Consider the following 24,070-nt stretch of genomic DNA (forward strand, 5'->3'; position numbering starts at 1 on the left):
CGTCTTGGTGCGGTGAACGCCGGCTTGCGGTCGACGTCGTTCAGGGGCCCGCGTCAGAGCGGGCGCTTCGCCCGGCGTCCGAGGGCTAGGGCGCCCGCCGTCGCAAGGCCGGCGGCAATGGCCAGGGTGGTCAGTGGGTGGAGCGTGGCGCGCGTGTAAGCGCTCGTGCGCATCACGTAGATCGGGGGATCGCCCCGCTCCTGTCCGGCTCCTGCAGGCGTGTGCAGCGTACCGGAAGGGGCGCGTGGTGCCTCGGAGCGCTTCTGAAGGGCGATGATCGCAGGTGCAAGTTCGTCGTAAAGCCCAGGCGCGAACTCCTTACCCGTGACGAACATCTTGCCGCCCCCACCCACGATGATGTCTCGCTGCGGGTGCACGGCGGCGTGTAGGATGGCGTTGGCGGCCTCGTCCGGTGGGTAGATTGGCGGCGGTAGGGTCGGCTCATGATCCATGTAGTTGCGGGCGCGCTGTGGCAGCGGCGTATCGATGGAGGCGGGCTTCACCAGGGTGACGGATACCAGGGCGCCCTCCGCGATCAGCTCCATGCGTAGGGTATCCGTGAAGCCCTTCACCGCATGCTTGGACGTGGCGTAGAGCCCTTGAAAGGGGAAGGCGAGGTCGGAAGCGATGCTACCGACATTGATGAGCGCACCGCCGTGCTCGCGCAGATGCTCGACGGCTATGAGCGACCCGTTCACCGTTCCCCATAGGTTGGTCTGTATCAGCCGCTCGTGGTCGGCATATTCGATCTCGCGGAGCGGGCCGTACACCGTCACACCAGCAACGTTGACCCAAGTGTCGAAGCCACCGAAGCTTGCGCGAGCTTCATCGGCGATGGCCAAAACGTCCTCCCGCCGGCCCACATCGGCAACGACGTGGACCGCGCGCGGACCGAGTTCGTTGGCCAGTTCGGCGAGCACATCTCCACTGCGAGCCGCGAGCACGACCCGTGCACCCCGTTTTGCAGCCATTCGCGCCGTCGCCAGACCGATGCCGCTCGATGCGCCGGTAATCACGATCACCTGCTCGTGCAGGGGCTTATGTTTCATTCCGGCATGTTCCTCGATCTTGCGCCCGAATGAGGGTGCATGGTGGGTACGCATGACGAGCCGATGCGTTGTGCTCGTGCGCGACCGTCAAAGGCGATCCCGTTCGGAAGAACCGCTCCCGCTCATCGAATGTTCGAAGTGTCCGCGTTCGCCGTCAAAGGTCGGAATGGGCAGCGCCAATCCTCGGTCATGGCCCGCCCGCTTCAGGTGCTCGGTCGCACCCTTCGTGGGGACCGTGACCGACGCCCATTCGTGCGCCCGAACCGCAGCGGCAAGATCTAGGCGGTACCCGTCCCCGATAACGAACAGGCTCATCGTCGGGTCCGCCATGAAGGTGGCGACCACATCCTCCTAGGTCACGGCCTTGGCCTTTTAGAGTTCGCTGGCGGTGGGGTTCTCAGCCATGGTCGATCGATAGCGCGGCCCGTGCCGCCGTTACCTGGCGAACAGCCACAGCGTCGACCCGGCCGTTACGCGATCAGCCTCCGAAGCGGTGCGGGAGCCTGTAAAAAAAGCCCTTAGAAGTCAAAAGGGCCGACTATCCCGCACCTTCACGCTATGCCTATAATCTCATTCAATTATTCGACATCTGCCGGGCCCACCACACTTCCGGTGACCAACGTCACGACGCCGGCTCCCAGAGGGAAACGGGCCTGTCGCGCGGTCGTGGTATCGGACGGGCGCCAGCGGTTTCGTCGCCAAGCCGCATCGGGGCTTGCCACCCTCAGCCCACCGCGTCCCGGGGCACCTGCAGGAACGCGGCCGGAGCGCGGTCGTCGGCATGAAGGATCGCGGCCGTCAGGGTCTCGCCATAGACGCAGGCGGTGTCGAGGTTGGTCCGGTGAGGCCGGCGGTCCGGCGCTCCGTCCCGGCGCGGCGTGTGGCCGTGGATCACGTGCTTGCCGAAGTCGAACGGCGTGCCGAGGAAGGGTTCGCGGATCCAGAGGCGCGTGGCGACGTCGGGATCGATCCCACGGCGGCCGGGCCGGAACCCGGCATGCACGTAGTAGCGGTGGTCGTCCTCGTGGACGGTCGGCAGCGCCGAGAGCCAGGCCAGGACGTCGTGCGGCAGGGCCTCCGGGTCGTCGATCCCGAAGGCGTGCAGGGTCTCGCGCCCGCCATTCTCCAGCCAGACCGGCGCCGCGAGGGCATCCCGATAGGCGTCCAGCATCATCTGCTCGTGGTTGCCGCGCAGGCAGATCAGCGTGCCGGGCTCATCCGCCGCGCGCGCCCGCAGGATGCGGATCACGCCCGCGCTGTCGGGCCCGCGATCCACGTAGTCGCCGAGACAGACGATCCGGGCGGCGCGTCCCCGACGGTGCTCGTCGATCCGGGCCAGGAGCCGGGTCAGCGCATCGGCGCAGCCGTGGATGTCGCCGATCGCGTAGGTCAGTTCGGACATGCCGCCTCCGGGAACCCGCCGGCCGCGCGGCGTTCCCCGAGATAGGCGCTTGCCGCGCCCCGGACCAGCCGCGCGCCCTATCGGAAGACCTGGATCATCGCGGGCGTGAGGATGACCACGAACAGAACCGGCAGGAAGAACAGGATCATCGGGACCGTCAGCTTGGGCGGCAGGGCGGCGGCCTTCTTCTCGGCCTCGTTCATGCGGGAATCGCGGCTTTCCTGCGAGAGGACGCGCAGGGCCTGGCCCACGGGCGTGCCGTAGCGCTCCGCCTGGATCAGCGCGGTGGTCACCGCCTTGATCTGGTCGAGTCCGATGCGGTTCGCGAGGTTCTCGAAGGCGAGACGGCGATCCGGCAGGTAGGACAGCTCCGCCGTCAGCACCGCGAGTTCCTCCGCGAGCACCACGGACTGGCTGACGATCTCCGCGCTGACGCGGCGGAACGCGTGCTCGACCGACATGCCGGATTCGACGCAGATGAGCGTGAGGTCGAGGGCGTCCGGCCACGCGGCGCGGATCTCGGTCTGGCGCTTCTTCGAGACGTTGAGCAGGTAGAGTTCCGGCGCCTTGATGCCGAGGAGGAGCACCGCGATGACGATCATCGCCCGGATCGCGAAGGGCTGGTCGAGGACCCCGAGCACGAAGACGTAGAAGATCGCCACCACGGCCAGGACGATCGGCGTGACGAGGCGGAAGAACAGGAACCCGGTCTCCGCGCCGGGAGAGCGGTAGCCGGCCATGATCAGCTGCTTCCGGGCGGTCTCGGTGCCGAGCCAGCGGTCGAGGCTGAACTGCTCGACCACGCGCTTCATGTAGGCCTTGGGCGCCACCCGGAGCGCCGCCTTGTTCGCGAGGCGGTCGCGCTCGCGCCGGCGGATCTCGTCGCGCTCCTCGCCGACCATCTTCATGCGCTTGCCCAGACGGTCGGGCTCGAGCACCGGCTGCAGCAGCGCGAAGGCGGTCGCCGCGGTGGCGAGCCCGGTGAGCACCATGCCGAGGAAGCGCGGATCCGTGACCTTGGCGGCGATTTGATCCAGCATGCGGTGTCTCCGTGCGCTTCGACCGGACGAGGATTTCTGTCGGAACTGGATTGGAGCCGGACCGATCGCGGGCGGGGCGACGTCAGACGTCGAAATTGATCATCTTCTTCATGGTGAAGACCCCGAGCGACATCCAGATCGCCGATCCGACCAGGGCCAGCTTGCCGATATCGGTCCGCCACAGCAGCGAAATGTAGTCCGGGCTCGAAATGTAGGTGAGGATGGCGACGATGAAGGGCAGGGCGGCGATGATGCCGCCGGAAGCCTTCGCCTCCATGCTCATCGCCTGGATCTTGCCGGCCATCTTCTTGCGCTCGCGCAGCACCCGCGACAGGTTGGCCAGCGCCTCCGAGAGGTTGCCGCCCGACTTCGCCTGGATGCTGATGACGATCGCGAAGAAGTTCACGTCGGAGACGGGCACGCGTTCGTACATCTTCACCAGGGCGTCCCCCAGGGAGAGGCCCAGCGTCTGCGCCTCCACCACGAGGCGGAACTCGGTGCGGATCGGCTCCTCGGCCTCGCGCGAGATGATGCGGAAGCAGTCGCCGACCGGAATGCCGGCGCGCACGCCGCGGGTGATGATGTCGATGGCGGTGGGCAGTTCCTTGATGAAGGCGGCGATCCGGCGCTTGCGCAGGAAGGCGAGCAGCCAGATCGGCAGGCCGAAGCCGCCGGCGAAGACCGCCCCGAGGCCCGCCAGGGGATTGCCCGTCACGACGAGGATGACGAGACCGACGACGATCGCGAGCACCACCGAGATGATCGTGAACTGCTTGCGGGACCAGGACAGGCCCGCCCGCGCGATCTTGAGCTCCAGGGTGACCTTGGTGCCCTCGCGCTTGGCCTCGACCTCCTTGAGACTCTTGGCGACCTGCTCGCGGCGGCTGACGATGGCCGCGCGGCTGCCGGGCGCGGAGACGACGCTGACCGCCTTCCGGCGTTCCGCCGTGCGGCGCTCGCCCGAGAGGTAGGGCAGGATGAAGACGTAGGCCGTGGCGCCCGCGGCCACGGCGGCGAGGCCGGCGGCGAGCGGCATGTTGAGGGCGCTCACGGCGCCCCCCCGCCGAATTCGGCGGAGGCATCGAGCGCGGCCGCCAGGGCCTTCTCCTCGCCGTAGTAGCGCGCGCGCTCCCAGAAGCGCGGACGGCCGATCCCCGTGGAGCGGTGCCGGCCGATCAGCTTGCCGTTCGCGTCCTCGCCGAGCACATCGTAGAGGAACAGGTCCTGGGTGATGATGACGTCGCCCTCGAGGCCCATCACCTCGGTGATGTGGGTGATGCGGCGGGAGCCGTCGCGCAGGCGCGTCGCCTGGACGATCACGTCGATGGAGCCGCAGATCATCTCCCGCAGGGTGCGGGAGGGCAGGCTGAAGCCCCCCATGGTGATCATCGACTCGATGCGGGCCAGGGCCTCGCGGGGCGAGTTGGCGTGCAGCGTGCCCATGGAGCCGTCGTGGCCGGTGTTCATCGCCTGAAGCAGATCGAACGCCTCCGGGCCGCGGACCTCGCCGACGATGATGCGCTCGGGCCGCATGCGCAGGCAGTTCTTGACGAGGTCGCGCATGGTGACCTGCCCCGACCCCTCCATGTTCGGGGGGCGGGTTTCCAGCCGGACCACGTGCGCCTGCTGCAGCTGCAGCTCGGCCGCGTCCTCGCAGGTGATGATGCGCTCGTCCTCGTCGATGTAGCGCGTCAGGCAGTTCAGCAGGGTGGTCTTGCCCGAGCCGGTGCCGCCCGAGATCACCACGTTGCAGCGGACGCGGCCGATGATCTGCAGGATGCGCGCGCCCTCCGGCGAGATCGCCCCGAAGGTGACGAGCTGATCGAGGGTGAGCTTGTCCTTCTTGAACTTACGGATGGTCAGCACCGGCCCGTCGATGGCGAGCGGGGGCGCGATGATGTTCACGCGGGACCCGTCCGGCAGGCGCGCGTCGCAGATCGGAGAGGCTTCGTCGACGCGGCGGCCGACCTGGCTCACGATCCGCTGACAGATGTTCATCAGCTGCTGGTTGTCGCGGAAGCGCACGTTGGTGAGCTGGATCTTGCCGCCGACCTCGATGAAGGCGCGGCTCGCGCCGTTGACCATGATGTCGGCGATGTCGTCGCGCGCCAGCAGCGGCTCCAGCGGGCCGTAGCCGAGCACGTCGTTGCAGATATCGTCGAGGAGTTCCTCCTGCTCGGCGATCGACAGGACGATGTTCTTGAGCCCGATGATCTCCGAGACGATGTCGCGGATCTCCTCGCGCGCCGCCTCGGCGTCGAGGCGCGAGAGCTGCGAGAGGTCGATCGCCTCGATCAGGGCGCCGAAGATCATGCTCTTCGTGCGGAAGTAATCCTCCGACTTCGCCGCGGCCGGCGCCGGCGCCGGCTCGGACCGGCGCGGCGCCTCCACCTTGGGACGCAGGGCCGAATCGTCGTGGACCGGCAGCGTGGCCTGCGGCTTGAGCGGAACCGCGGCGGGCCGCGCCTCGGCGGCGGCGGCTCCCGACCTCCTACCGAACATGGCGCGGGCTCCGGGTGCGATCGGGAATGAGGGGTCCGCGCATCACGAGGCCTTGCGGCGCGCGAGCTTGGACAGCAGGGGTTCGAACAGGTTCTGACGCGCCCGGCGCTGCTCCGCGCGGCCCGTGACCGAGGCGGCGAGCGTGGAGAAGACCTCCACCGCCTTGGCGCCGCTCTGCACCTCGGCGATCATCTGCCCGTTATTGGCCGCCGTGCCGAAGAGGGCGGCATCGAACGGCACGCTGGCGCCGATGGTCGCGTCCAGGGACTTCGCGAACTCGGCCGCCGCGATCTCGGGGCGCTTGGGCAGGCCGGCACCGTTCAGGATCACCCGGGGCTTGCGGTCGTTGGGCCGGTTCTGCTGCAGAAGCGTGAGAAGGTTCTTGGTGTTGCGCAGGGAGGCGAGTTCCGGGCTCGCCACGATGAGGATCTCGTCGGCGCCGATCAGCATGCGACGGGACCACGCGGTCCAGACGTGCGGCACGTCGAGGACGATGCACGGCACCGCCGCGCGCAGGAGGTCGAGGAGGTTGTCGAAGGCCGGTTCGGAGAGGTCCGTCGTGCGGTCGAGGGTGGCGGGTGCGGCGAGCAGGGAGAGGTTGTCGCTGCACTTCGACAGGAGCCGGTCGAGGAGGTTGGAATCCAGCCGGTCCGGCGCGAAGACCGCCTCGGCGATGCCCTGCGGCGGGTCCTGGTTGAAGTTCAGGCTGGCGGTGCCGAACGCGATGTCGAGATCCGCGATGACGGTGGCGGTGTCCTGCTCGCGCGCGATGGTCCAGGCGAGGTTGTGGGCGATGGTGGAGGTGCCGACGCCGCCCTTGGCGCCCACCACCGCCACCGTCCGGCCCACCGGCTTGGAGCCCGGCACCGTGAACAGGTCGGAGATCGCCTGGATCAGGTCGATCGCCACGACGGGCGCCATGAGATACTCGCTCACGCCGCGCTGGATGAACTGGCGATAGAGCTGGACGTCGTTGACGTGGCCGATGACCACGACCTTCGTGCCCTCGTCGCAGACCTCGGCCAGGGAATCGAGGCACTCGAGGGGGCGCGACTTGGCGCCCTGCGTCTCGATCACGATGACGTTCGGCGTCGGGGCGTGCCGGTAGGCTTCGACGGCGGCCGGGCCGCCGCCCATCTGAACCTTGATGTGCGCCTTGTGCATGCGCCGGTCCGACCCCACCGACTCGATCAGCGTCGCGGTCTCGGACGTCTCGCAGAACGCCTGGATCGTGATCCGGGGCACCGGGGCGATGATGCGTTCGGGCGACGCGTTCAGGTCCGGCATGGGGAGTTTCCGGTTCAGGTTGCCGCCAATGCGGGTGCGGGTGGGCCAGGGTGCGGTGTCGCCGGCCGGCGGGGTCGCCGGGCCGCCGGGTCGCGGCGACGGACGGTTACTGCCCGACCTGCGACTTCACGGACGTCTTCCCATCCTGCCGCCATTCGGTTGACGGATCCTTGCCGTCGCGGAGTTTCATGATGTCGCCGGTGCGCCGGATGGTGTCGATCCGCCCCTCGGGACGGCCCCGCACCAGATCGATCGGATCGGCGACCTGGGCGGCGAAGTTGGTCTGCGAGGCGCAGCCGAGATTCCAATGGGGCTCGTTGCGGCCGTTGAAGCCGGCATCGCCGACGCCGAGATCCTGCGGCCAGGCCCCGCACTGGCTCGCGACCTTCGCCTCCATGCGCTGGAAGCTTAGGCGCAGGGGAGACGCGAGGCCGGGATTGGCGACAGGATAGCTCGTCACCGTGAAGCGGCCGGGGGGCACGCCGCCATCGGCGCCGATCCGCCGGATCGCGGCACCCGTCCGCTCGACGGCTGCCCCGAGGCCCGGCGCGACCCCGCGCGGCATGTCGAGCACGATCGTGCCGCGGCCATAGCGCCGGAATTCCAGGATGAAGGCGTCGATATCGGCCGCCTGGCGCGGATCGATGTGCCCCGTGCCGGTCACGAAGACGTCGAGGCTGCGGACGTTCTCCGCCAGGGCGATGGGGTGCCGCGCGCGGTAATCGATGGGATAGAGGGAGCCGGTCGTGGCCACCCGGTCGCGCTGGCAGGCGCCGAGGAGGGCGGTGACGCCGGCGACCGCCACCAGGACCATCGGTTTACGGAGGGACGGAAGGGACATCGTGGTCGGGTCCTGCTGGGGCCGCGTCGCTGTAGGCTCGGGGGAGATGTTTCGGATCAGTCGGTGATGAAGCCGACCCGGCCGCGATAGCCGTTGCCCAGGGGGCTCGCGCCGGCGACGCCGTAGAGCCGGTTCAGGCGGCCGAGCAGGATCGCCTGGGCGTCCTGCGCATCGACGAAGCCGTCGTCGGGGCGGGCGGCTTGGCGCGGCTCCATCGCCTTGGCGATGTAGGGCGTGACCATGATCATCAGTTCCGTCTCCTGGCGCTGGTAGTCGCGCGAGCGGAACAGCGCGCCGATGATGGGCAGGTTGACCAGGCCCGGCAGGCCCGAGATCGCGGCCTTGTTGCGCTGCTGGATAAGGCCGGCGGTCATCATCGTGGCGCCCGACGCGAGCTCGACCGTGGTCTCGGACTTCCGGAGCGTGAAACCGGGCACGGAGGTGTTCTGGCTACCGGTGCCGGTGGTTCCCGACGCGACGAAGTTGAAGGAGTTCTGCTGGTCGATCTCGGACACTTCCGTGCCGACGCGGACGGAGATGCGGTTCTCGGCCATCACCACGGGGGTGAAGCTGAGGCTGACGCCGTAGGGCTTGAAGGCAATGCCGATGGTGCAGACGCCGCCGGTGCAGTTCTGCGACGCCGGAACCGGGATCTCGCCGCCCGCCGTGAACTTCGCGGACTCGCCCGAGATCGCCGTCAGGGTCGGCTCGGCGAGGATGCGCGAAACGCCCGCCTGCTCGAAGGCCCTGAGCGTCGCCGTCAGGCTGGCCCCGCCCGTCCCGCTGATCGTCCCCGACAGCAGGTTTCCGCTGGGGAACTGGCCGCCGTTGAGGGCGAGCGGCGTGGTGTTGGCGAGGTTGAGGCCGGACCAGCTGCCGTTGAGGTTGACGCCGAACTGCTTGAGGACGGTGCGCGCCACCTCGACCACGGTGACGCGCAGCATCACCTGGTCCTTGCCCCGGATGGAGAGGTTGTTGATGACGGCGCCCCGCGTCGCGGTGCCCCCCAGGCCGCCGACGCCCACGAAGGCGTTGGCGATGTCGACGGCCTGCGCGGCCTCGGAGGCCGAGTTCACGGACCCGGTCAGCACGACGGAATCCCCGGCCGCGCGAACGTCGAAGCGTCCCCCGGCGATGCTCTGGTTCAGGGTCTGGCGCAGCACGTTCAGGTCGCGCGCCACCGTCACGTCGAGGGCGGCGATCTGCCGACCCTCGGCATCCATGATGAAGATCGAGGTGGCGCCGTTCTCGATGCCGATGATGAAGACCTTGCGGGTGGAGCGCACGACGGCGTTGGCCACCTTGGGGTTGGCGACGAAGACCTCCTTGGCGTCCCGGGGCAGGTCGATGACCAGGGAGCGTCCCATGGTCAGGTCGATCCGCCGCGACGTCGCGCCCTCGTTGCCGCCGACCGCCAGGATCGGCGCGGGGGTCGCCCCCGCCGGCTGGGCTCGGCCGGGGCCGGTCAGCGCCAGCGCGACGAGGGCGGCCGAGGCGAGACCGCGATGGCGGGTGGTGCGGGCGGGAAAGGTCATCGGCGCGTCCTCTGTGATCGTGCGTGCGCGTGTCTCAGCGTCGCGATTGCTGCTTCGCGACGCCGAACCGCACCACGGTCAGGGCCGATTCGGGGCGTGTCTCGAGGGTCGGGTCCGTGCTTCGGCCGCTGTCGACGAGGCTGCGGAGGGAGAGCGAAAGCTGGCCGGCCTTCTGCGCCAGGGTGACGAGTTCGGCCTGGGCCGGCGTCAGCGCGAGGGTGGCGGTCTCGCCCGTCACGACGTTGTTGCCGTTCTTCTCCTGGACGATCTGCCCGATCGCCAGGACGCGCACGTCCTGGAGCAGCGTCTCGGAGACCTGCACGTCGCTGCTCGCGCGCGAGGCTTCCTCGTCCCGGTAGGTGCGGATGATGTCGACGTGATCGTTCGGCAGGATGAAGCCGCCGGCCGTGCTCGATCCGCGCGTGTCGATCGTGATCGCGACGGCCCGCATGCCCGAGGGCAGGATCGCCGCCATGAAGCCGCCGTCGGAGCGGGCGAGCTTCTGCGGTCGGATCGGCTCGCCCGCGAGGAAGCCGGATCGGGCGATCGATCCGGCGATCTCCTCCATCCCCTTCGGTGACGTCGTACGGGTTATGTAGCCCGGGGTGAGCGCGTCGTTCGGCCAGGGCTGCCACCGGAGATCGGGCGCCTGGATGTTCTGGCCCATGGGCAGTTCGGCCGCGGCCACGAGCACGTCGGTCACCGGAACCGCGGGGGGCGGAACGATGGCGGCCGGCTGGACCACCGGCTTGTCCTCGCCGCTCATCAGCAGCGCGGCGGCACCGCCCGCTGCGAGCGCGATGGCGAGAACGGCAAGTCTGGCTGGTTTCATCACCGGGCTCGAACCTACGGACGGCGGATCGCCGTGCAGGTGGAGAATGCCCTGGTATTCCTCAAATTACGGTTAACGAGGCGTAAGGCCTTTATCGTAAGACGACTTTATTCCCGTCAACCACCGCCTGCCGGCGTCCCGCTCAACCGGCCAGAACCCGGGTCCAGAGCATGGTCTCGGGCAGCACCAGGAGCGCGGCCAGGGACAGGGCGATCCCATAGGGAACCCCGGTCTTGGCGTCGTGCAGGTGCAGGGCGAAGGGCAGCCGCGCGACGAGCATGGGGAGGGGCAGGGCGCGGACCGCCAGCAGGGCGAGGGTGAGCGCACCGCCCGCCAGCGAGGCGAGGATGAGATAGTCGAGGAGCTGGTCGAAGCCGATCCAGAGCGCCGTGGCGGCGGCGAGCTTCGCGTCGCCGCCCCCGATGAAGCCCAGGGCGAACAGCGTGAAGGTGACCGCGAGGGTCACGGCCCCGGCCCCGAGATGACCGGAGAGGTCGCTCCATCCGAGCCCCGTTCCGAGAGCGAAGGCCGCGAAGGCGACCACGAGCGCGATCGAGACGGTGTTGGGGATCAGCATCGTCAGAAGATCCCGGACGGCGGCGTAGGCCATCAGGAAGGGGACGACGACGAGGAGGCTCAGGCTGGCCATGATGGTCCCATCGGGCTCCGCGCGAGATCGGCTCCGGTCCGCGAGCGCGGCCGGACCGCTCGATGGTGAAGGGTCTCGCGTGCCCGGAGGCGCCGCAGGGGCGGATGCACGCGCGTCGCTCGTCGATGCCCGGAACGCGAGACGCATCCGAGGGCGTCGGAAGACTCTAAAACCCGGGCGTTCGATCCGTGAGGATCAAGACGCCCGGGTTTTATGGGAAGACCATCGGCCGGGTTCGCCAATGCTCTTCAGACCGTGGCGGTCCGCTGCGATCGATCGGCCTGTTCCGACGGCTGCGTCGGAAGGCCCGAACGCATCGCGGGATCAGGAAGCCTTGAGGTTCGTGGCGACCTTCTGCAGCGTGGCGCTGAGGTTGGTGCCGAGGGTCGTCAGGACGGTGATGACGGCGACGGCGATCAGCGAAGCGATGAGACCGTACTCGATGGCGGTGGCGCCGGACTGGTCGGCGGCGAAGCGCTTGAACATGGAGGTCATGAAGGAATTCCCCTGGCAGTGATTGTGCCGACCACGCTCTCGGCGTCTCAACCGGCGACAGGTGAAGAATGCCGGACGCCTCTTGCCATTGGGTTAAATCGTTCGTCGAAACCGGCCCTCCGGCTCGGGCTTTGGTTCGTAGTCAAGGAAGTCTTAAGCGCCTGTTTCGCTTTGCGAAGTTCCGTAGGGGCCCGGCCCGGCCCACATCCTCGACGTCGTCGCTCGGGCGAGCCGTTCATCGCGATACGGCGAGGCACCGGATTATCGGTTCGTTTACCGTGCGCGTGGTTCCTTGGCCGTGTCGATCTTCGGGCGAGCGCTCCGCGCGGTCGCGCCGTCGTCGAAGGTGATGGACATCGTGCCGTCCGGTTTCAGTGAGCCCCCGATGCAGCACCGCGCGAATCCGTCCCGTATCGCCGTCCGAGGTTTCGCGGCCCTGATGGTCGCGGCCTGCGCGGCCATCGGCTGCGGCGCGCCACGGGCACAATCGGCGGAGGCGGTCCCGACCGTGGTCACGGTCACGGTCGACAACGCCAAGGTCATCCGCCTGCCCGACAAGACGCAGACCGTGATCGTGGGCAACCCGGTCATCGCCGACGTCGCGCTTCAGCGGAACGGGGTCCTGATCCTGACCGGCAAGAGTTTCGGCAGCACGAATCTCATCGCCCTGGACGCCGCGGGCAGCATGCTCGCGGAATCGACGATCAGCGTTCAGGCGCCTCAGGCCGCCCTGATCACGGTCCAGCGCGGCCTCGAGCGGGAATCCTATTCCTGTACGCCGAACTGCCAGCCCTCGATCCAGCTCGGCGACGCCACGAAATATTACGGCGACGTCAGCGGACAGGCCGAGGCCCGGCGCGCGATGGCCACCGGCAACGGCGGACCCACGAAATAACGCGTCAAGCCACATCCGGTATGCCAAATCCGGTCGATTCCTTCGGGATGACGGATTTGGGCTTCGCCCCGGGCGCCGCGCGACACGCCGTCAGCGGCGGGAGGCGGGCGACGGCGGCGCGTCCGCCGGAGCTGCGAGCCGGAACCCGTCGAGCCCCTCGGTCGTAGCGTCGAGGCCGGCGCGCCGGTCTGCGACCCAGCGCAGGGCACCCGACACCACGCGCTCGGAATAGGGCTTGGCGATCACCCCCACGGCGCCGGCGAAGTCGTCCGGGATGCGCTTGGCGTTGGCGGTCATGAACACCACGGTGGTGTGCGGGTCCGCGCTCAGGGCGCGGGCCACCTCGACACCGGTCGGACCGTCCACGAGGTGGATGTCCACGAAGGCGACGTCGGGCGATGTCGCCAGGCCGAGGGCGATCGCCTCCGTGGAGCTTCCGGCGATGCCGACGATGACGTGGCCGAGATCATCGAGCAGGCACTCGAGCTCGAGGGCGATCAGGACCTCGTCCTCGACGACGAGGATGCGCAGAGCGGCATCGCTCATTGGGTCGCCCATTCCGAGCCCCGCCCGGTCCCCGCATCCTGCAGCGAAACGGCATCGAGCGGGACGGTGATCTCCACCCGGGTCCCGGGCGAGACGTCGCTCCAGGCGATGACCCCGTGCAGCTGGCGCACCACCATCTCCACCAGGGAACGCCCGAAACCGGCCGGGTTCGGTATGCCGCCGGCCATCCCGACCCCGTCATCCTCGATCAGCATGCGCAGACCCGAGTCGCTGCGCTGCGCCGTGATGGTGATCCGCCCCGGCCGGCTGTCGGGGAAGGCGTGGCGCACGGCGTTGGTCGCCAGTTCGTGCAGCATCAGCGCCAGCGGTGCGGCCATCGCCGCCGAGACCGCGATCGAATCGATCTCGGCGCTCACGGCGGTGCGGTCGCTGTCGATCCCCGCCACGAGCTCGGAGACGAAGTCCTCGGCGAATTCGCGCAGGTCGAAGCGCGTGACGTCGCCGGTCGAGTAGAGCATGCGATGCACCGTCGAGAGGGCGCCGATGCGCTCGGCCATGCCCTGGAGCGCGTCGCGGGCCTCGCCGCGCGGGGTACGCCGCGCCTTGAGGAGCATCAAGGAGGAGATGACCTGGAGGTTGTTCTTGACCCGGTGGTCGACCTCATGGAGCAGCGCGGTCTTCTGTTCGAGGGCGGCACGCAGATGTGCCGTCTGCTCGCCGACGCGCCGCTCGAGCTCGTCGTTGGCATCCTTCATCGCGACTTCGTGGTGGTGCTTGCCCGTCATGTCGGCCTGGGCCGAGTAGAAATGCACGATGCGCCCGGCGGCGTCGTGGACCGGAGCCACGGTCATGCCGTTCCAGAACGAGGTGCCGTCCTTGCGGTAATTGATCAGCTCGATCTCGATCGGCCGTCCGGCGCTCACCGCCTCGCGCAGGCGGCTCACCGCACGCGGATCGGTGTCGGGCCCCTGCAGCATGCGGCAGTTCCGGCCCTCGATCTCGCGCCAGGAATAGCCCGTCAGCGCCAGGAAGGCATCGTTCGCCCAGACGATCGGGTTGTCCGACCGATGGGGGTCGGTGAGCACCATCGGCGTGGGACTCGTGCTGAAGGCCGCAACGAACGCACCCGCATCGATTCCGAAGCCCTGCATTCCGGCCGTCGGTGTTTCCTTATGCGACATGATCGACTTTAGCCAAGACGATATACCTGATTCGGACGATAAACTCGGTTCGAAAGCTCGGTGGTCGATCGATCTCGCTAAAGACGAACATTGATTTGAAGCCCCGGGATGTCCCGCCGTCAACACTTCGCTGCTCCGGGTCGCGTGAGGCGAAGGGATGGCCAACAGGAAAGATGCGAGACCTCACGTTAAGTTTTGGGAAGGCATGCTGCCCAGGGTGTCCGCAAGCGCCACGCCAAGCCGGTCTTGGGCCGACCCTGGATGTGGGGTCGGAGCCGAGGCCTGCTATGGTTCGCGGGCATCAAGCCGTTTCGGTCCCCAGGAGTTCCATGCCATGGCCTCAAGCGACGTCACGGACGCCCCGCGCCGCCGGCTGCACCTGCGGGATATCGGGCGGGATCCGCGCATCCTGCTGATGCTGGCGCTGGGATTCTCGTCCGGCCTGCCGCTGCTCCTCGTGCTCGGCACCTTCTCGACGCGGCTCGCCTACTCCAACGTCGACATCAAGGCGATCGGCCTGTTCAGCTACCTGGCGCTGCCCTACACGCTGAAATTCCTCTGGGCTCCCATCATCGACCGCTTCGACGTGCCGGGCTTGAGCCGCGTGCTCGGACGACGGCGGGGCTGGATGATCGCGACGCAAGCGGCGGTCGCGGTGGCGCTCGCCCTGATGGCGTCGGCCGACCCCGGCACCAGCCTCGCGCTGCTCGGCCTCGGCGCCTTCCTGGTGGCGATCTGCGCGGCGACCCAGGACGTGGTGATCGACGGCTGGCGCATCGATGCGGCCGGGACGGACCTCCAGGGCGTCATGGCCGCGACCTCGAACCTCGGCTACCGGCTCGCGCTGATGTCGGCGGGCGCCGGCGCCCTGTTCATCGCCAGCGCCTATGGCTGGAGCGTCGCCTACCTGTCGATGGCGGCCCTGATGGGCGTCGGCATGGTGGCCGCCCTCCTGGCGCCCGCCTACGACCGGGCGATCACGGCCCCGGTCCCTGCCGCACCTGCCGACGTCTCCACCAAGGCCTGGACCTTCAGGAGCGCGGTGCTCGAGCCGCTGACCGAGCTGCATACCCGCCTCGGGGCGAGCCTGTGGGCGATCCTGATCCTCGTCGCATTCTACCGCATGCCCGACTTCATCTCCGGCGTGATGGCGAGCCCGCTCTACAAGACCGTCGGTTTCACCCTCGTGGATATCGGCTTCGTGTCGAAGCTCTACGGCATCTGGGTCGGCATCGCGGGCGCCTTCGTGGGCGGCTGGGCCATGACCCGGTACGGCCTGTTCCCCACCCTGGTGGTCGGGGCCTTCCTGGGCGCCGCCTCGAACCTCGCCTTCTCGTGGCTCTCCTTCGGCGGGCCGGAGGTCTGGCGCCTGACGGCGGCGATCTCGATCGACAATTTCTGCGGCTCCTTCGCCGGCATGGCGCTGATCGCCTACATGTCGAGCCTGACCGCGCCGGGCTTCGCCGCGACCCAGTACGCGCTGTTCTCCTCGCTCTACGCCCTGCCGGGCAAGCTCGTGGCCGGCACCTCGGGCTTCATCGTGGCGGCCTACGGCTACCCGGTCTTCTTCGCCCTCACGGCCGCCGTGGGCATTCCGGTGGTCGTCCTGTGCCTGTTCGTCGGGCGGGCGGGCGAGCGCCGGGCGGCCGCCGCCGAGACCGTCGCGGCGGATCCTGTCCGCCCCGAAGCCGCGGCCGGCGACGAGATCGGCGGGAACCATCCGCGAGGCCTCGGCCTTGCTTCAACCGGCAACAACCCAGCGGGGACGGCCCAGACCGGCCGCCCCCGCCCGGCACACGGATGAGACCGCAGACGTGAGCAACATCAAACTCGTCGACGACACCGCCCCCGTCCCGGCCACCGGCCTGCCCGGCCTCAGCGACGCGGACCGCGCGGCGCTGCGGCGCGCGGTGGAGGTTCTGGAGCGGCCGGGCCTCGCGGCCCGCCTCTCGGCCATGGCGGGCGCCCCCCTCGACATGATCGGGCGCGCGCTCCCCGCACCCGTGACCGATGCGGTCTCGCAGGCGACCGAGAGCGCCATGCGGGCCTCGCTCAAGCTCGCGCTCGCGACCCTGCCGACGGGCAAGGACATCACGCTGACGCCGGCCGACGCGCCGCTCCTCGAAGGCCCGGCGGAGCCGGAATCCGCGGTGATCCGCACCGCCGCGCGCCTTTCGAAGTACTTCCCGTCGAGCGCCTTTGGCCACAAGGCCATGGCCGCCGCCTCGGGGGCGATCGGCGGGGCCTTCGGGCTGGCCACCCTGGCGGTGGAACTCCCGCTCTCGACCACCCTGATGCTGCGCTCGATCGCCCAGATCGCGCAGGAGGAGGGCGAGGATTTGAGCGACCCGGAGAACGCGCTGGCCTGCGTCCAGGTCTTCGCCCTCGGCGGGCGCGAGGCGGCGGGCAGCGCCCTGACCGAGAGCGGCTACTTCGCCGTGCGCGCGGCGCTCGCCAAGACGATGGTGGAGGCCGCCCGCTACGCCGGCAACCGCGCGCTCCTCGACGAGGCCGCGCCCGCCCTGATCCGGTTCTCGGCGCAGATCGCCGCCCGCTTCGGCATCGTCGTGTCCCAGAAGGTGGCCGCGCAGGCGGTGCCGATCCTCGGGGCCTTGGGCGGGGCCGCCGTCAACGCCGCCTTCATGGACCACTTCCAGAACACCGCGCGGGCCCACTTCACCGTGCGGCGCCTGGAGCGGGCCTACGGCGCGGCCCCGGTCCGCGCCGCCTACGAATCCGAGAAGGCGATGCTCGGCGTCTGATCCGGATTCCGGGTCTTTCTGACGGGTCAGACCTTGGGGTAGCGGCGCGCCAGGAGGGCGTGGACGAGGCGCGCGGTCTGGACCTCGCCCCCCTCCGGCCGTCCGGGCTTCGTCGACGGGTTCCAGCCATAGAGGTCGAAGTGGACATGGGCCCGCGTCGCCGGCGCGAAGCGGCGCAGGAAGAGGGCCGCCGTGATCGCCCCCGCGAAGGGGCCGCCCGAGACGTTGTTCAGGTCCGCGACCTTCGAGTCGAGCAGGCTCGCGTAGGGCTCGTGCAGCGGCAGGCGCCAGACCGGGTCGGCCACCGCGAGTCCCGCCTCGGACACCGCCTGCGCAAGGGCCTCGTCCTCGGTGAAGAAGGCCGGCAGATCGGGCCCGAGCGCCACGCGGGCCGCGCCCGTGAGGGTGGCGAAATCCACGAGCAGGTCGGGGGCCTCCGCGTCGGCGAGGGCCAGCGCATCGGCCAGGATGAGCCGGCCCTCCGCGTCGGTGTTGCCGATCTCGACCGTCAGCCCCGCCCGGCTGCGGATCACGTCGCCCGGCCGGAAGGCCTCGCCCGAGACCGCGTTCTCGACCGCCGGCACGATGAGGCGCAGGCGCAGGTTGAGCCCCGCGCCCATCACCATGTCGGCGGCGGCGAGCGCGGCGGCGCTGCCGCCCATGTCCTTCTTCATCAGCAGCATGCCGCTCGACGGCTTAATGTCGAGGCCGCCGGTGTCGAAGGCGACGCCCTTGCCCACCAGCGTGACGCGCGGCGCGTCGGCCGGCCCCCAGGTGAGGTCGATCAGGCGCGGCGCGCGCGGCGAGGAGGCCCCCACCGTGTGGACGAGGGGAAAGTCGCGGGCGAGATCCGCGCCGGCGACAACCGCGACGTCGGCGCCGTGGCGCGCGGCGACGGCGCGGATCGCGGCCTCGATCTCCGCCGGGCCGAGGTCGTTGGCCGGCGTGTTCACGAGGTCCCGGCCCAGGGCCACCGCCTCGGCGATCCGGGTCACGGCCTCCACGTCGACACCCTCGGACGGGGCGAGCGCGGGCCGCTCGGCCCCGGCCTCGCGGTAGCGTCCGAAGCGGTAGCTGCCGAGGAGCCAGGCCAGGGCCGCGTCCGTTGGATCGACGTTCTCGGACGGGGCGAAGCGGTAGCTGCCCGGCGGCAGCGCTCCGGGCAGCTTGCCGGCGAGGAGCCGGTCGCGGCCGTCGCCGAGCCCGAACAGGACGCCGGCCAGTCGCCCATCCGCCGCCGGGAGCAGGGCGATGCGTCCGGCCTTCGGGGCGAAGTCCGTCGCCCGTGCATAGGCCGCCTGGGGGCCGGGCAGGGCGGCCTCGATCCGGGGCCAGGATTCGGGCGTGACGCAGGTGATCGGCACGGCGTCGCCGGCGTCGCGGACGAGGCGGGAGAGGCTCTGGTTCATGGGACTCGGGGGTAGGGGAAAGCGGGCCGCCGTGAGTTAACGGCGGATTAGGGTTAACCGTCTACCACCGCTCCAACGGGAGCGCGAAGCGTTCGACCGATCAGGCCTCAAGACCCGGAAGGGTCGTCGCGGAGCGCGTCATGGTCACGCCGCTGTTGAAACCATACTCGGTCCGGGTCGCGCGCCTGGCCGCCGCCGTCCTGGTGGCGGGCCTCGCCGCGGGATGCCAGTCGGGCTCGCCCGAGACCACGGGCTCCATCGGCGGCCTCTCCCTGCCGAGCTTCGGCCGGCCGCAGAACGCGGCCGCGGTCGCCCGCCGCGAGGTCGAGCGCCTCGGCGAGAAGTACGCCGCCGACCCGGGGGACGTCTCGCTGGCGCTGCGCTACGCCCAGGCGCTGCGGGTCACCGACCAGAAGCCGCAGGCGGTCGCGGTGCTGCAGCAGGCGGCCCTGCGCAATCCGAAGAACAACGCGGTGCTCGCCGCCTACGGCAAGAGCCTCGCCGAGGTCGGCCGCTTCCAGGAGGCGGCGGAGGTTCTCCAGAACGCCCACACGCCCGCCCGGCCGGACTGGCGGGTGCTCTCGGCGCAAGGCGCGGTGGCCGACCAGCTCGGCGACCATGCCCGCGCGCAGGGGTTTTATGAGGCGGCCCTGAAGATCCAGCCCGACGATCCGGTGATCCTGTCCAATCTCGGCCTGTCCTACGCCCTCGGCCGCCAGCTGACGCAGGCGGAGACGACCCTGCGCCTGGCCGCCGCGCAGCCGCGCGCGGATGCCCGCGTGCGCCAGAACCTCTCCCTCGTGCTCGGCCTACAGGGCAAGTTCGCCGATGCCGAGGCGGTCTCGCGCCGGGACCTGTCGCCGGAGGAGGCCACCGCCAACACGGCCGCGCTCCGCGCCTTCGTCGCCCAGCCGAACAGTTGGAAGGCGCTCAAGGCATCCGAATCCCGCACGACCAAGCCGGTGCGCCGGGTGGCGGAGAAGGCCGCCGAGTGAGGCCGGCCGCGCCGGGACGGCGCGTGCATTGTGGTTAACCACGAGTTAAGGCCCACGGCCTAGTTACGATCGGACGACATTCGGGGCGTCCCCCGGCTCGCGGGTCGCCGTGACGGATCGCCGGAAGAGGAGAGCGCGTGCGTTGGGGGGCTGATCGCTGGCGCTTCTATCGGCTGATCGGGCGTGAGATCACGCGGTCCGCCCGCGACACCTATGCGCGCCTGACCGGCCGGCCCGACATCCTCGCCCGCGCGCGGGTCACGGCCCTCGTGATCGCGCCGCACGACCTGCGCACCAGCGACGCGACCTTCGCCGACGACATCTATGCGGGGCTCTTCGTGTTCGCGGGCCGCTCGCTCTCCGTGAGCGGGCGCTCGCCGTTCGATTACGCGCCGCCCTCGCCGGAATGGGCCGACCTCCTCTACGGCTTCGGCTGGCTGCGCCACCTGCGGGCCGCCGACACCGCGCTCGCCCGCGCCAATGCCCGCGCCTTCGTGGCCGACTTCATCGCCGGACGGGGCGACGCGGCTTTGGCCCGGCCGACCCCGGTGGCGGCCCGGCGCCTGATCTCGTTCCTGTGCCAATCCCCCCTGGTGCTGGAGGGCGCGGACCACGCCTTCTACCAGGCCTTCCTCAAGGCCCTGGGCAAGGCCGCCCGCGAACTCGAGGGCGACCTGCGCCGGGGCATCTCGCCCCAGACCCGCCTGCTCGCCGCCGTGGCGCTCTGCTATGCGGGCCTCTGCTGCGAGGGCATCCAGCCGATCCTGCGGCGCGCTACCCGCATCCTGGTGCGCGAACTCGAGCGGCAGATCCTGCGCGACGGCGGCCACCGCAGCCGCGACCCGCGCTTCGCGATGGAACTGCTGCTCGACCTATTACCCCTGCGCCAGAGCTTCCTCTCGCGCAGCATCGACCCGCCGGAAGCGCTCCTGCACGCCATCGACCGGATGCTTCCGCTCCTGCGCCTGCTGCGCCACCCGGACGCCTCGCTCAGCCACTTCAACGGCATGGGCGCCACGGCGGCGGACCACCTCGCGACCCTGCTGGTCTATGGCGGCGCCCAGGCACAGCCCATGATGCACGCGCCAAATTCCGGCTACGAGCGCCTGGAGGGCGGCCGCGTCCTCGTGGTAGCCGATGTGGGCGCGCCGCCGCCCTTGCCCGACTCGATCAATGCCGGGGCGGGCTGCCTCTCCTTCGAGATGTCGAGCGGCCCGCAGCGCATCGTGATCAATTGCGGCCTGCCGGCGAGCGGGCCCGAACTGCGCCGCCTCGCCCGCAGCACCGCCGCCCATTCCACCGCGACGGTGGCCGACACCTCCTCCTGCCGCTTCCTCGTCGGCGGCGGCGCCTGGTACGAGCGCTGGGCCGTGACCTGGCTCTCGCACCGGATCGGCCCCGTGATCCTGCGCGGCCCGCGCGCGGTGAAGGCCGAGCGCACGCGGGACGAGGGCGCCACGATCCTGGCCGCGCGCCACGACGGCTATGCCCGCGACTTCGGCATCGTGCACGAGCGCCGCTGGCGCCTGACCGGCACCGGCCACGTGCTGGAGGGCGAGGACGCCTTCCTGCGCAGCGACGCGCCGGGACGGGCCAAGGGCCGCCACCGGCCGCAGGAGGCCGCGGTGCGCTTCCACCTGCATCCGGCCATCGCGGCGCGCGGCCTCGACGACGGCCGGCTCGAACTCACTTCGCCGATCGGCGAGGTCTGGCATTTCGGCGCCGAGGGCGCCGAGATCGCCTTGGAGGAGAGCGTCTACTTCGCCGGCCTCACCGGCGCACGCCGCACCGACCAGATCGTGCTCTACGTGGCGATTACCGACGACACCCGCATCCGCTGGGGCTTCGCCCGGGCGCAGACCCGAGGAGGCTGAAGGTTTCGCGCGGGCTGAGACATCGAAGGCGGGCGGGTCGGGTCTCGGTTTGAAATCCGAGCCCGCTCGACCGGCAGGTTTCGACCCTTTCGCAGAAGCCGGGAACGTCCACTTGAAGGATGTTGGATCGAGGGGGGGATCCACGTCCGGAACAGGCGGCCAGCGAAGCGGCTGCTTTCGGACCTCAAGTCGTCCAATCAGACGTTGGGTCGCCTTCGGACTTCAAGTTTAAGACAGCAAACGGACTGGGAAGACAGAAAATAGGTTCCCATGAGTCAACTTTGCGCCTGTAGCGATCAGGCCAAGACTTCAAGATGCCTTGAAGCCTGTGACCAACCCGATGATCACTGGACCGGCGATCATGAGAGAAAGCGCGATCTGCTCTGATGGGCTGTCGGTGAGAGCGCGAACGAGCGTGGGTCCCAGAACCATTACAGCGCCGCCGGCCAGTCCGGCGAAAAGGCTTATGCGGTCCACGATCCAACCCTCGCATGCGAGTCTGATCTGGCTCGTCACTGTTCAACTCGCCGCTACGGGCATTGTGCCAAAGGTGTCTTGGGATCAGTTCGTCCCTCTGGGGTGAGGTGCGGCGAAATCCAGCCGAGGCTCCTCTGGTCAGGTCTCCGAGCCAAACCGTCTCGATGCACGCGTGCATCGGACCGATAGCGGTTGCCAAGAAGCCCGTGCAAAGATGGTTGCCGCTTGGTCGGGGCTCACCGGCATGAGATGACGGAGCAATGCGCATTCCCTCGTTGCCGGACCACAGCGTGGCCGTTTCGCCCTGCCGGAGCGAGAGGGGCCGCTTTCGATGGTTGGTCACGACCGCCGGCTATCACCCGTACCGGTCTCCAAATTCCTACAACTCTTCATCCGCCGCGCTCGCGGCAGGGATTGCCCACGCTCATGTCCTAGCGGAGCGGCAACCCATCAGAGGAAGGATCAACGACGGCGGCTGGATCTAACACCGTCTTCGCGGCGCGCAGCCGGCGCAATAGGACTGCTGCAATAGTCTTAGGTGATCGCTCGATCGAGGCGCATACTGGGGGTCTCACAGGATGCTTCATGCCCCTCATCGAATTTGGACGCTTGACGCGTTCACCAGCGGCGCTGGCCGCCATCATAGGCGCGACACGTGCGCTGGAGATGGCGTTCCCGGTTGACCTCGAAGAAGCGGTGTTGAACCGGCTCGGTCGCGCCGTGGCAGCCCTCCTGAAAGCCGAGGACGTTGTGGCGCTTCACGGTGGACCCGAAGCGGCGTGAAACGCGGCGGCGGTTCATGCCGCCGTGTGCCGAAGGCTCATAGGCCTTTGGCCTCCACCTGGGTCCGGGACGCGTCGACGAAGACGCCCACGCATCGACAGTAAGGGTTCGCTGGCTCCCCCTTTCCGCATTGCAATCGATGCGGAGCGGGAGGTCACGGAAGAATCATGTCACCTGAGCACCGAGGAACCTCGAGCATAGTGCGGAAAGGCGCTCGTAGTCATGTCGGGGCTTGGGTCGTCGCCCTGGGGCAACCCCTCACCACCTTCGCGGTGTCATAGGGCTCTCGGCTCCAAGTCGAACGCGCCATATCCGTCTCCGCAAGCAGGCCTCGTCCCAGTGCATGCCTTGAACCCATGAGATAAACATAAGATTTTTGGGCAGAAAGCTGGAACTGTGATATGAGACTGCTCATTCTTCGTCGAAGGTTTGACCGCTATGGATGTCGTTCTCACTTCTGAAGGACCTCACGGCGGTAAGTGGACCTTGAAAGACCGCCTTGGGCGGAACCTCGGCAGCATCACCAAGCTCAAAAACGCCAGCGACTTTCAGATTCAGCCCGACGCGTTGGGCCTGCTCAAAGGCGTAAAACGGCGACATCCGACCCTCAACGAGGCCATGTCCGCCATTGCAAGCCTCACCAATGGCGCCTGCACGCTTGACAGCCGGGACTGGGATTAGGGCTGTCCATCTGGGCAGTACGCTCCGAACCTGATGCAACAACCAAGAGATCGCACCGGCCATGATCGAGTTCTTTGACCAAGCCGGGCGAGAAGCCGCCTTCTGCCATGATGGCCACTCCCTCTATCTCTGGAACGGCAAAGCCGCGGCCTTTATCCACGATGACAAAGTCTATGCCTATGACGGTCGCTTCATCGGCTGGGCGGATCGGGGCTGGATCTCGGACGAGAGCGGAGAGTGTCTCCTGTTCGAGCGCGATGCCATTGGTGGACCGCAAAAACCGAAACGCCTGACCAAAACGACGCCGGGGCCGAGAGGGACGAAGCCAGCGCGCGGAGACCTGCTTCCGACGCCGGAAAGCCGGGCCAATCTCAAGACGTGGTCGGATCGCGTGTTCTCCGACCTGATCTGAGGGGACATCAGATGTTCGCGACATCCAAGTGTCGCCGCTGATCCGTACCCGAATCGAATGCCGCTTTGTCGAAGTAGGGTCGCGAGATATTCCAGTCGCAAGCCCAAGGGATGCTGGCGGGTAAGAACGCGTGGCCCGGTACGGGTGATAGCCGGCTCTCATCACCGACCATCGAAAGCGGCCCCTCTCGCTTCGACAGGCTAAAACACTCACACGCGCATCGAGCAAGGAGGGACGTTGGATGTCCACGTTATGGCAGGTTGCTAATTTTTATGGCGAGTGATGACAGCGGCGCCCAGGATCGGCGCGAAACGAAATCTGCAAAGCATTTGGAGAAAGCCCGCGCTGGGGGCGAGGCACGCGCGGATTACGATGCGACGCGGCAAGCCACCGAAGACAAGACCGTGCGCCTCAAGGCTCTTCGAATTGCCAAGGAAAAGGCGGACAAAAACGGTTGATCCG

The 24,070-nt window shown here is 68.8% G+C and carries 25 protein-coding genes; 10 read left to right on the plus strand and 15 right to left on the minus strand.

The features are described 5' to 3' along the window. Window positions 1-53 precede the first annotated feature (53 nt). The 12 genes from MKK54_RS10285 to MKK54_RS10340 form a co-directional block, all read right to left on the minus strand. On the minus strand, window positions 54-1,049 hold the full coding sequence (locus MKK54_RS10285; protein WP_244010696.1) for an SDR family oxidoreductase: 996 nt from the start codon (window positions 1,047-1,049) through the stop codon (window positions 54-56). 87 nt (window positions 1,050-1,136) lie between these two features. Then, window positions 1,137-1,394 carry a hypothetical protein gene (locus MKK54_RS10290; protein ID WP_244010697.1) on the minus strand — a complete coding sequence of 86 codons (258 nt, stop codon included), beginning with the start codon at window positions 1,392-1,394 and terminating at the stop codon, window positions 1,137-1,139. 379 nt (window positions 1,395-1,773) lie between these two features. Next, on the minus strand, window positions 1,774-2,451 hold the full coding sequence (locus MKK54_RS10295) for a metallophosphoesterase family protein (protein WP_244010698.1): 678 nt from the start codon (window positions 2,449-2,451) through the stop codon (window positions 1,774-1,776). A 77-nt stretch (window positions 2,452-2,528) separates the two neighbouring features. Further along, on the minus strand, window positions 2,529-3,491 hold the full coding sequence (locus MKK54_RS10300) for a type II secretion system F family protein (RefSeq protein WP_244010699.1): 963 nt from the start codon (window positions 3,489-3,491) through the stop codon (window positions 2,529-2,531). Between the two features lie 82 nt (window positions 3,492-3,573). Beyond that, a complete protein-coding gene (locus MKK54_RS10305) occupies window positions 3,574-4,542 on the minus strand; it encodes a type II secretion system F family protein (RefSeq protein ID WP_244010700.1) in 969 nt (322 codons plus the stop codon). Continuing rightward, complete coding sequence (locus tag MKK54_RS10310; RefSeq protein WP_244010701.1) at window positions 4,539-5,993, minus strand: CpaF family protein; 1,455 nt, start codon at window positions 5,991-5,993, stop codon at window positions 4,539-4,541. Before MKK54_RS10310 ends, MKK54_RS10305 begins: the two co-directional genes overlap by 4 nt. Before the next feature lie 42 nt (window positions 5,994-6,035). Then, window positions 6,036-7,280 (minus strand): CpaE family protein, encoded by a 1,245-nt coding sequence (locus MKK54_RS10315; protein ID WP_244010702.1) that lies wholly within the window; start codon window positions 7,278-7,280, stop codon window positions 6,036-6,038. Between the two features lie 106 nt (window positions 7,281-7,386). Beyond that, a complete protein-coding gene (locus MKK54_RS10320; RefSeq protein ID WP_244010703.1) occupies window positions 7,387-8,121 on the minus strand; it encodes a CpaD family pilus assembly protein in 735 nt (244 codons plus the stop codon). Window positions 8,122-8,177: 56 nt separating this feature from the next. Further along, window positions 8,178-9,656, minus strand: a complete 1,479-nt coding sequence (locus MKK54_RS10325) for a type II and III secretion system protein family protein (RefSeq protein WP_244010704.1) — start codon at window positions 9,654-9,656, stop codon at window positions 8,178-8,180. A gap of 34 nt (window positions 9,657-9,690) precedes the next feature. Continuing rightward, window positions 9,691-10,488, minus strand: coding sequence for a Flp pilus assembly protein CpaB (gene cpaB, locus MKK54_RS10330; RefSeq protein WP_244010705.1), 798 nt, complete (start codon window positions 10,486-10,488; stop codon window positions 9,691-9,693). Window positions 10,489-10,630: 142 nt separating this feature from the next. Further along, window positions 10,631-11,137: a prepilin peptidase gene (locus MKK54_RS10335; RefSeq protein ID WP_244010706.1), complete on the minus strand. Its 507-nt coding sequence runs from the start codon at window positions 11,135-11,137 to the stop codon at window positions 10,631-10,633. Window positions 11,138-11,461: 324 nt separating this feature from the next. Further along, window positions 11,462-11,632: a Flp family type IVb pilin gene (locus tag MKK54_RS10340; RefSeq protein ID WP_244010707.1), complete on the minus strand. Its 171-nt coding sequence runs from the start codon at window positions 11,630-11,632 to the stop codon at window positions 11,462-11,464. Window positions 11,633-12,017: 385 nt separating this feature from the next. Between MKK54_RS10340 and MKK54_RS10345 the strand changes: the two genes are divergently transcribed. Then, the gene (locus MKK54_RS10345; RefSeq protein ID WP_409564156.1) at window positions 12,018-12,527 is read left to right on the plus strand and encodes a pilus assembly protein N-terminal domain-containing protein; all 510 of its coding nucleotides are present in this window, start codon (window positions 12,018-12,020) and stop codon (window positions 12,525-12,527) included. 90 nt (window positions 12,528-12,617) lie between these two features. Here MKK54_RS10345 and MKK54_RS10350 read toward each other — a convergent pair whose 3' ends face one another. Both MKK54_RS10350 and MKK54_RS10355 read right to left on the minus strand, forming a co-directional pair. Beyond that, window positions 12,618-13,073, minus strand: a complete 456-nt coding sequence (locus MKK54_RS10350) for a response regulator (protein ID WP_244010708.1) — start codon at window positions 13,071-13,073, stop codon at window positions 12,618-12,620. Next, a complete protein-coding gene (locus MKK54_RS10355; RefSeq protein WP_244010709.1) occupies window positions 13,070-14,122 on the minus strand; it encodes a PAS domain-containing protein in 1,053 nt (350 codons plus the stop codon). Before MKK54_RS10355 ends, MKK54_RS10350 begins: the two co-directional genes overlap by 4 nt. Between MKK54_RS10355 and MKK54_RS10360 the strand changes: the two genes are divergently transcribed. The 3 genes from MKK54_RS10360 (at window position 14,112) to MKK54_RS10370 (ending at window position 16,977) form a co-directional block, all read left to right on the plus strand. After that, window positions 14,112-14,309, plus strand: coding sequence for a hypothetical protein (locus tag MKK54_RS10360; protein WP_244010710.1), 198 nt, complete (start codon window positions 14,112-14,114; stop codon window positions 14,307-14,309). The genes MKK54_RS10355 and MKK54_RS10360 overlap by 11 nt on opposite strands. 240 nt (window positions 14,310-14,549) lie before the next feature. Beyond that, on the plus strand, window positions 14,550-16,019 hold the full coding sequence (locus MKK54_RS10365) for an AmpG family muropeptide MFS transporter (RefSeq protein ID WP_244010711.1): 1,470 nt from the start codon (window positions 14,550-14,552) through the stop codon (window positions 16,017-16,019). A 10-nt stretch (window positions 16,020-16,029) separates the two neighbouring features. After that, the gene (locus MKK54_RS10370; RefSeq protein ID WP_244010712.1) at window positions 16,030-16,977 is read left to right on the plus strand and encodes an EcsC family protein; all 948 of its coding nucleotides are present in this window, start codon (window positions 16,030-16,032) and stop codon (window positions 16,975-16,977) included. Window positions 16,978-17,003: 26 nt separating this feature from the next. Here MKK54_RS10370 and MKK54_RS10375 read toward each other — a convergent pair whose 3' ends face one another. Next, window positions 17,004-18,386, minus strand: a complete 1,383-nt coding sequence (locus tag MKK54_RS10375) for a leucyl aminopeptidase family protein (protein WP_244010713.1) — start codon at window positions 18,384-18,386, stop codon at window positions 17,004-17,006. 140 nt (window positions 18,387-18,526) lie between these two features. On the opposite strand from MKK54_RS10375, the gene MKK54_RS10380 reads away from it, so the two are divergent. The 6 genes from MKK54_RS10380 (at window position 18,527) to MKK54_RS10405 (ending at window position 24,066) form a co-directional block, all read left to right on the plus strand. Further along, complete coding sequence (locus MKK54_RS10380; protein WP_244010714.1) at window positions 18,527-19,381, plus strand: tetratricopeptide repeat protein; 855 nt, start codon at window positions 18,527-18,529, stop codon at window positions 19,379-19,381. A 137-nt stretch (window positions 19,382-19,518) separates the two neighbouring features. Continuing rightward, window positions 19,519-21,255: a heparinase II/III family protein gene (locus MKK54_RS10385; protein WP_244010715.1), complete on the plus strand. Its 1,737-nt coding sequence runs from the start codon at window positions 19,519-19,521 to the stop codon at window positions 21,253-21,255. 1,062 nt (window positions 21,256-22,317) lie between these two features. Continuing rightward, window positions 22,318-22,515, plus strand: coding sequence for a hypothetical protein (locus MKK54_RS10390; RefSeq protein WP_244010716.1), 198 nt, complete (start codon window positions 22,318-22,320; stop codon window positions 22,513-22,515). A gap of 438 nt (window positions 22,516-22,953) precedes the next feature. Continuing rightward, complete coding sequence (locus tag MKK54_RS10395; protein ID WP_244010717.1) at window positions 22,954-23,196, plus strand: hypothetical protein; 243 nt, start codon at window positions 22,954-22,956, stop codon at window positions 23,194-23,196. A 61-nt stretch (window positions 23,197-23,257) separates the two neighbouring features. Then, entirely contained in the window at window positions 23,258-23,608 is a 351-nt protein-coding gene (locus MKK54_RS10400; RefSeq protein ID WP_244010718.1) for a 4-fold beta flower protein, read from the plus strand. Window positions 23,609-23,880: 272 nt separating this feature from the next. Continuing rightward, window positions 23,881-24,066 (plus strand): hypothetical protein, encoded by a 186-nt coding sequence (locus MKK54_RS10405; protein WP_244010719.1) that lies wholly within the window; start codon window positions 23,881-23,883, stop codon window positions 24,064-24,066. Window positions 24,067-24,070 lie beyond the last annotated feature (4 nt).

Origin of the sequence: Methylobacterium sp. J-068, assembly GCF_022829445.1 — a bacterium.
Lineage (GTDB): Bacteria > Pseudomonadota > Alphaproteobacteria > Rhizobiales > Beijerinckiaceae > Methylobacterium.

What these genes read in the sequence shown, in the direction of transcription:
- MKK54_RS10365 (WP_244010711.1), top strand. Translation starts at nt 14,550, where the DNA reads ATGGCCTCAAGCGACGTCACGGACGCCCCGCGCCGCCGGCTGCACCTG.
- MKK54_RS10380 (WP_244010714.1), top strand. Translation starts at nt 18,527, where the DNA reads ATGGTCACGCCGCTGTTGAAACCATACTCGGTCCGGGTCGCGCGCCTG.
- MKK54_RS10325 (WP_244010704.1), bottom strand. Translation starts at nt 9,656, where the DNA reads ATGACCTTTCCCGCCCGCACCACCCGCCATCGCGGTCTCGCCTCGGCC.
- MKK54_RS10395 (WP_244010717.1), top strand. Translation starts at nt 22,954, where the DNA reads ATGGATGTCGTTCTCACTTCTGAAGGACCTCACGGCGGTAAGTGGACC.
- MKK54_RS10285 (WP_244010696.1), bottom strand. Translation starts at nt 1,049, where the DNA reads ATGAAACATAAGCCCCTGCACGAGCAGGTGATCGTGATTACCGGCGCA.
- MKK54_RS10355 (WP_244010709.1), bottom strand. Translation starts at nt 14,122, where the DNA reads ATGGTGCTCACCGACCCCCATCGGTCGGACAACCCGATCGTCTGGGCG.
- MKK54_RS10320 (WP_244010703.1), bottom strand. Translation starts at nt 8,121, where the DNA reads ATGTCCCTTCCGTCCCTCCGTAAACCGATGGTCCTGGTGGCGGTCGCC.
- MKK54_RS10345 (WP_409564156.1), top strand. Translation starts at nt 12,018, where the DNA reads ATGCAGCACCGCGCGAATCCGTCCCGTATCGCCGTCCGAGGTTTCGCG.
- MKK54_RS10405 (WP_244010719.1), top strand. Translation starts at nt 23,881, where the DNA reads ATGGCGAGTGATGACAGCGGCGCCCAGGATCGGCGCGAAACGAAATCT.
- MKK54_RS10375 (WP_244010713.1), bottom strand. Translation starts at nt 18,386, where the DNA reads ATGAACCAGAGCCTCTCCCGCCTCGTCCGCGACGCCGGCGACGCCGTG.
- MKK54_RS10295 (WP_244010698.1), bottom strand. Translation starts at nt 2,451, where the DNA reads ATGTCCGAACTGACCTACGCGATCGGCGACATCCACGGCTGCGCCGAT.
- MKK54_RS10300 (WP_244010699.1), bottom strand. Translation starts at nt 3,491, where the DNA reads ATGCTGGATCAAATCGCCGCCAAGGTCACGGATCCGCGCTTCCTCGGC.
- MKK54_RS10315 (WP_244010702.1), bottom strand. Translation starts at nt 7,280, where the DNA reads ATGCCGGACCTGAACGCGTCGCCCGAACGCATCATCGCCCCGGTGCCC.
- MKK54_RS10390 (WP_244010716.1), top strand. Translation starts at nt 22,318, where the DNA reads ATGCCCCTCATCGAATTTGGACGCTTGACGCGTTCACCAGCGGCGCTG.
- MKK54_RS10340 (WP_244010707.1), bottom strand. Translation starts at nt 11,632, where the DNA reads ATGACCTCCATGTTCAAGCGCTTCGCCGCCGACCAGTCCGGCGCCACC.
- MKK54_RS10400 (WP_244010718.1), top strand. Translation starts at nt 23,258, where the DNA reads ATGATCGAGTTCTTTGACCAAGCCGGGCGAGAAGCCGCCTTCTGCCAT.
- cpaB (WP_244010705.1), bottom strand. Translation starts at nt 10,488, where the DNA reads ATGAAACCAGCCAGACTTGCCGTTCTCGCCATCGCGCTCGCAGCGGGC.
- MKK54_RS10310 (WP_244010701.1), bottom strand. Translation starts at nt 5,993, where the DNA reads ATGTTCGGTAGGAGGTCGGGAGCCGCCGCCGCCGAGGCGCGGCCCGCC.
- MKK54_RS10350 (WP_244010708.1), bottom strand. Translation starts at nt 13,073, where the DNA reads ATGAGCGATGCCGCTCTGCGCATCCTCGTCGTCGAGGACGAGGTCCTG.
- MKK54_RS10335 (WP_244010706.1), bottom strand. Translation starts at nt 11,137, where the DNA reads ATGGCCAGCCTGAGCCTCCTCGTCGTCGTCCCCTTCCTGATGGCCTAC.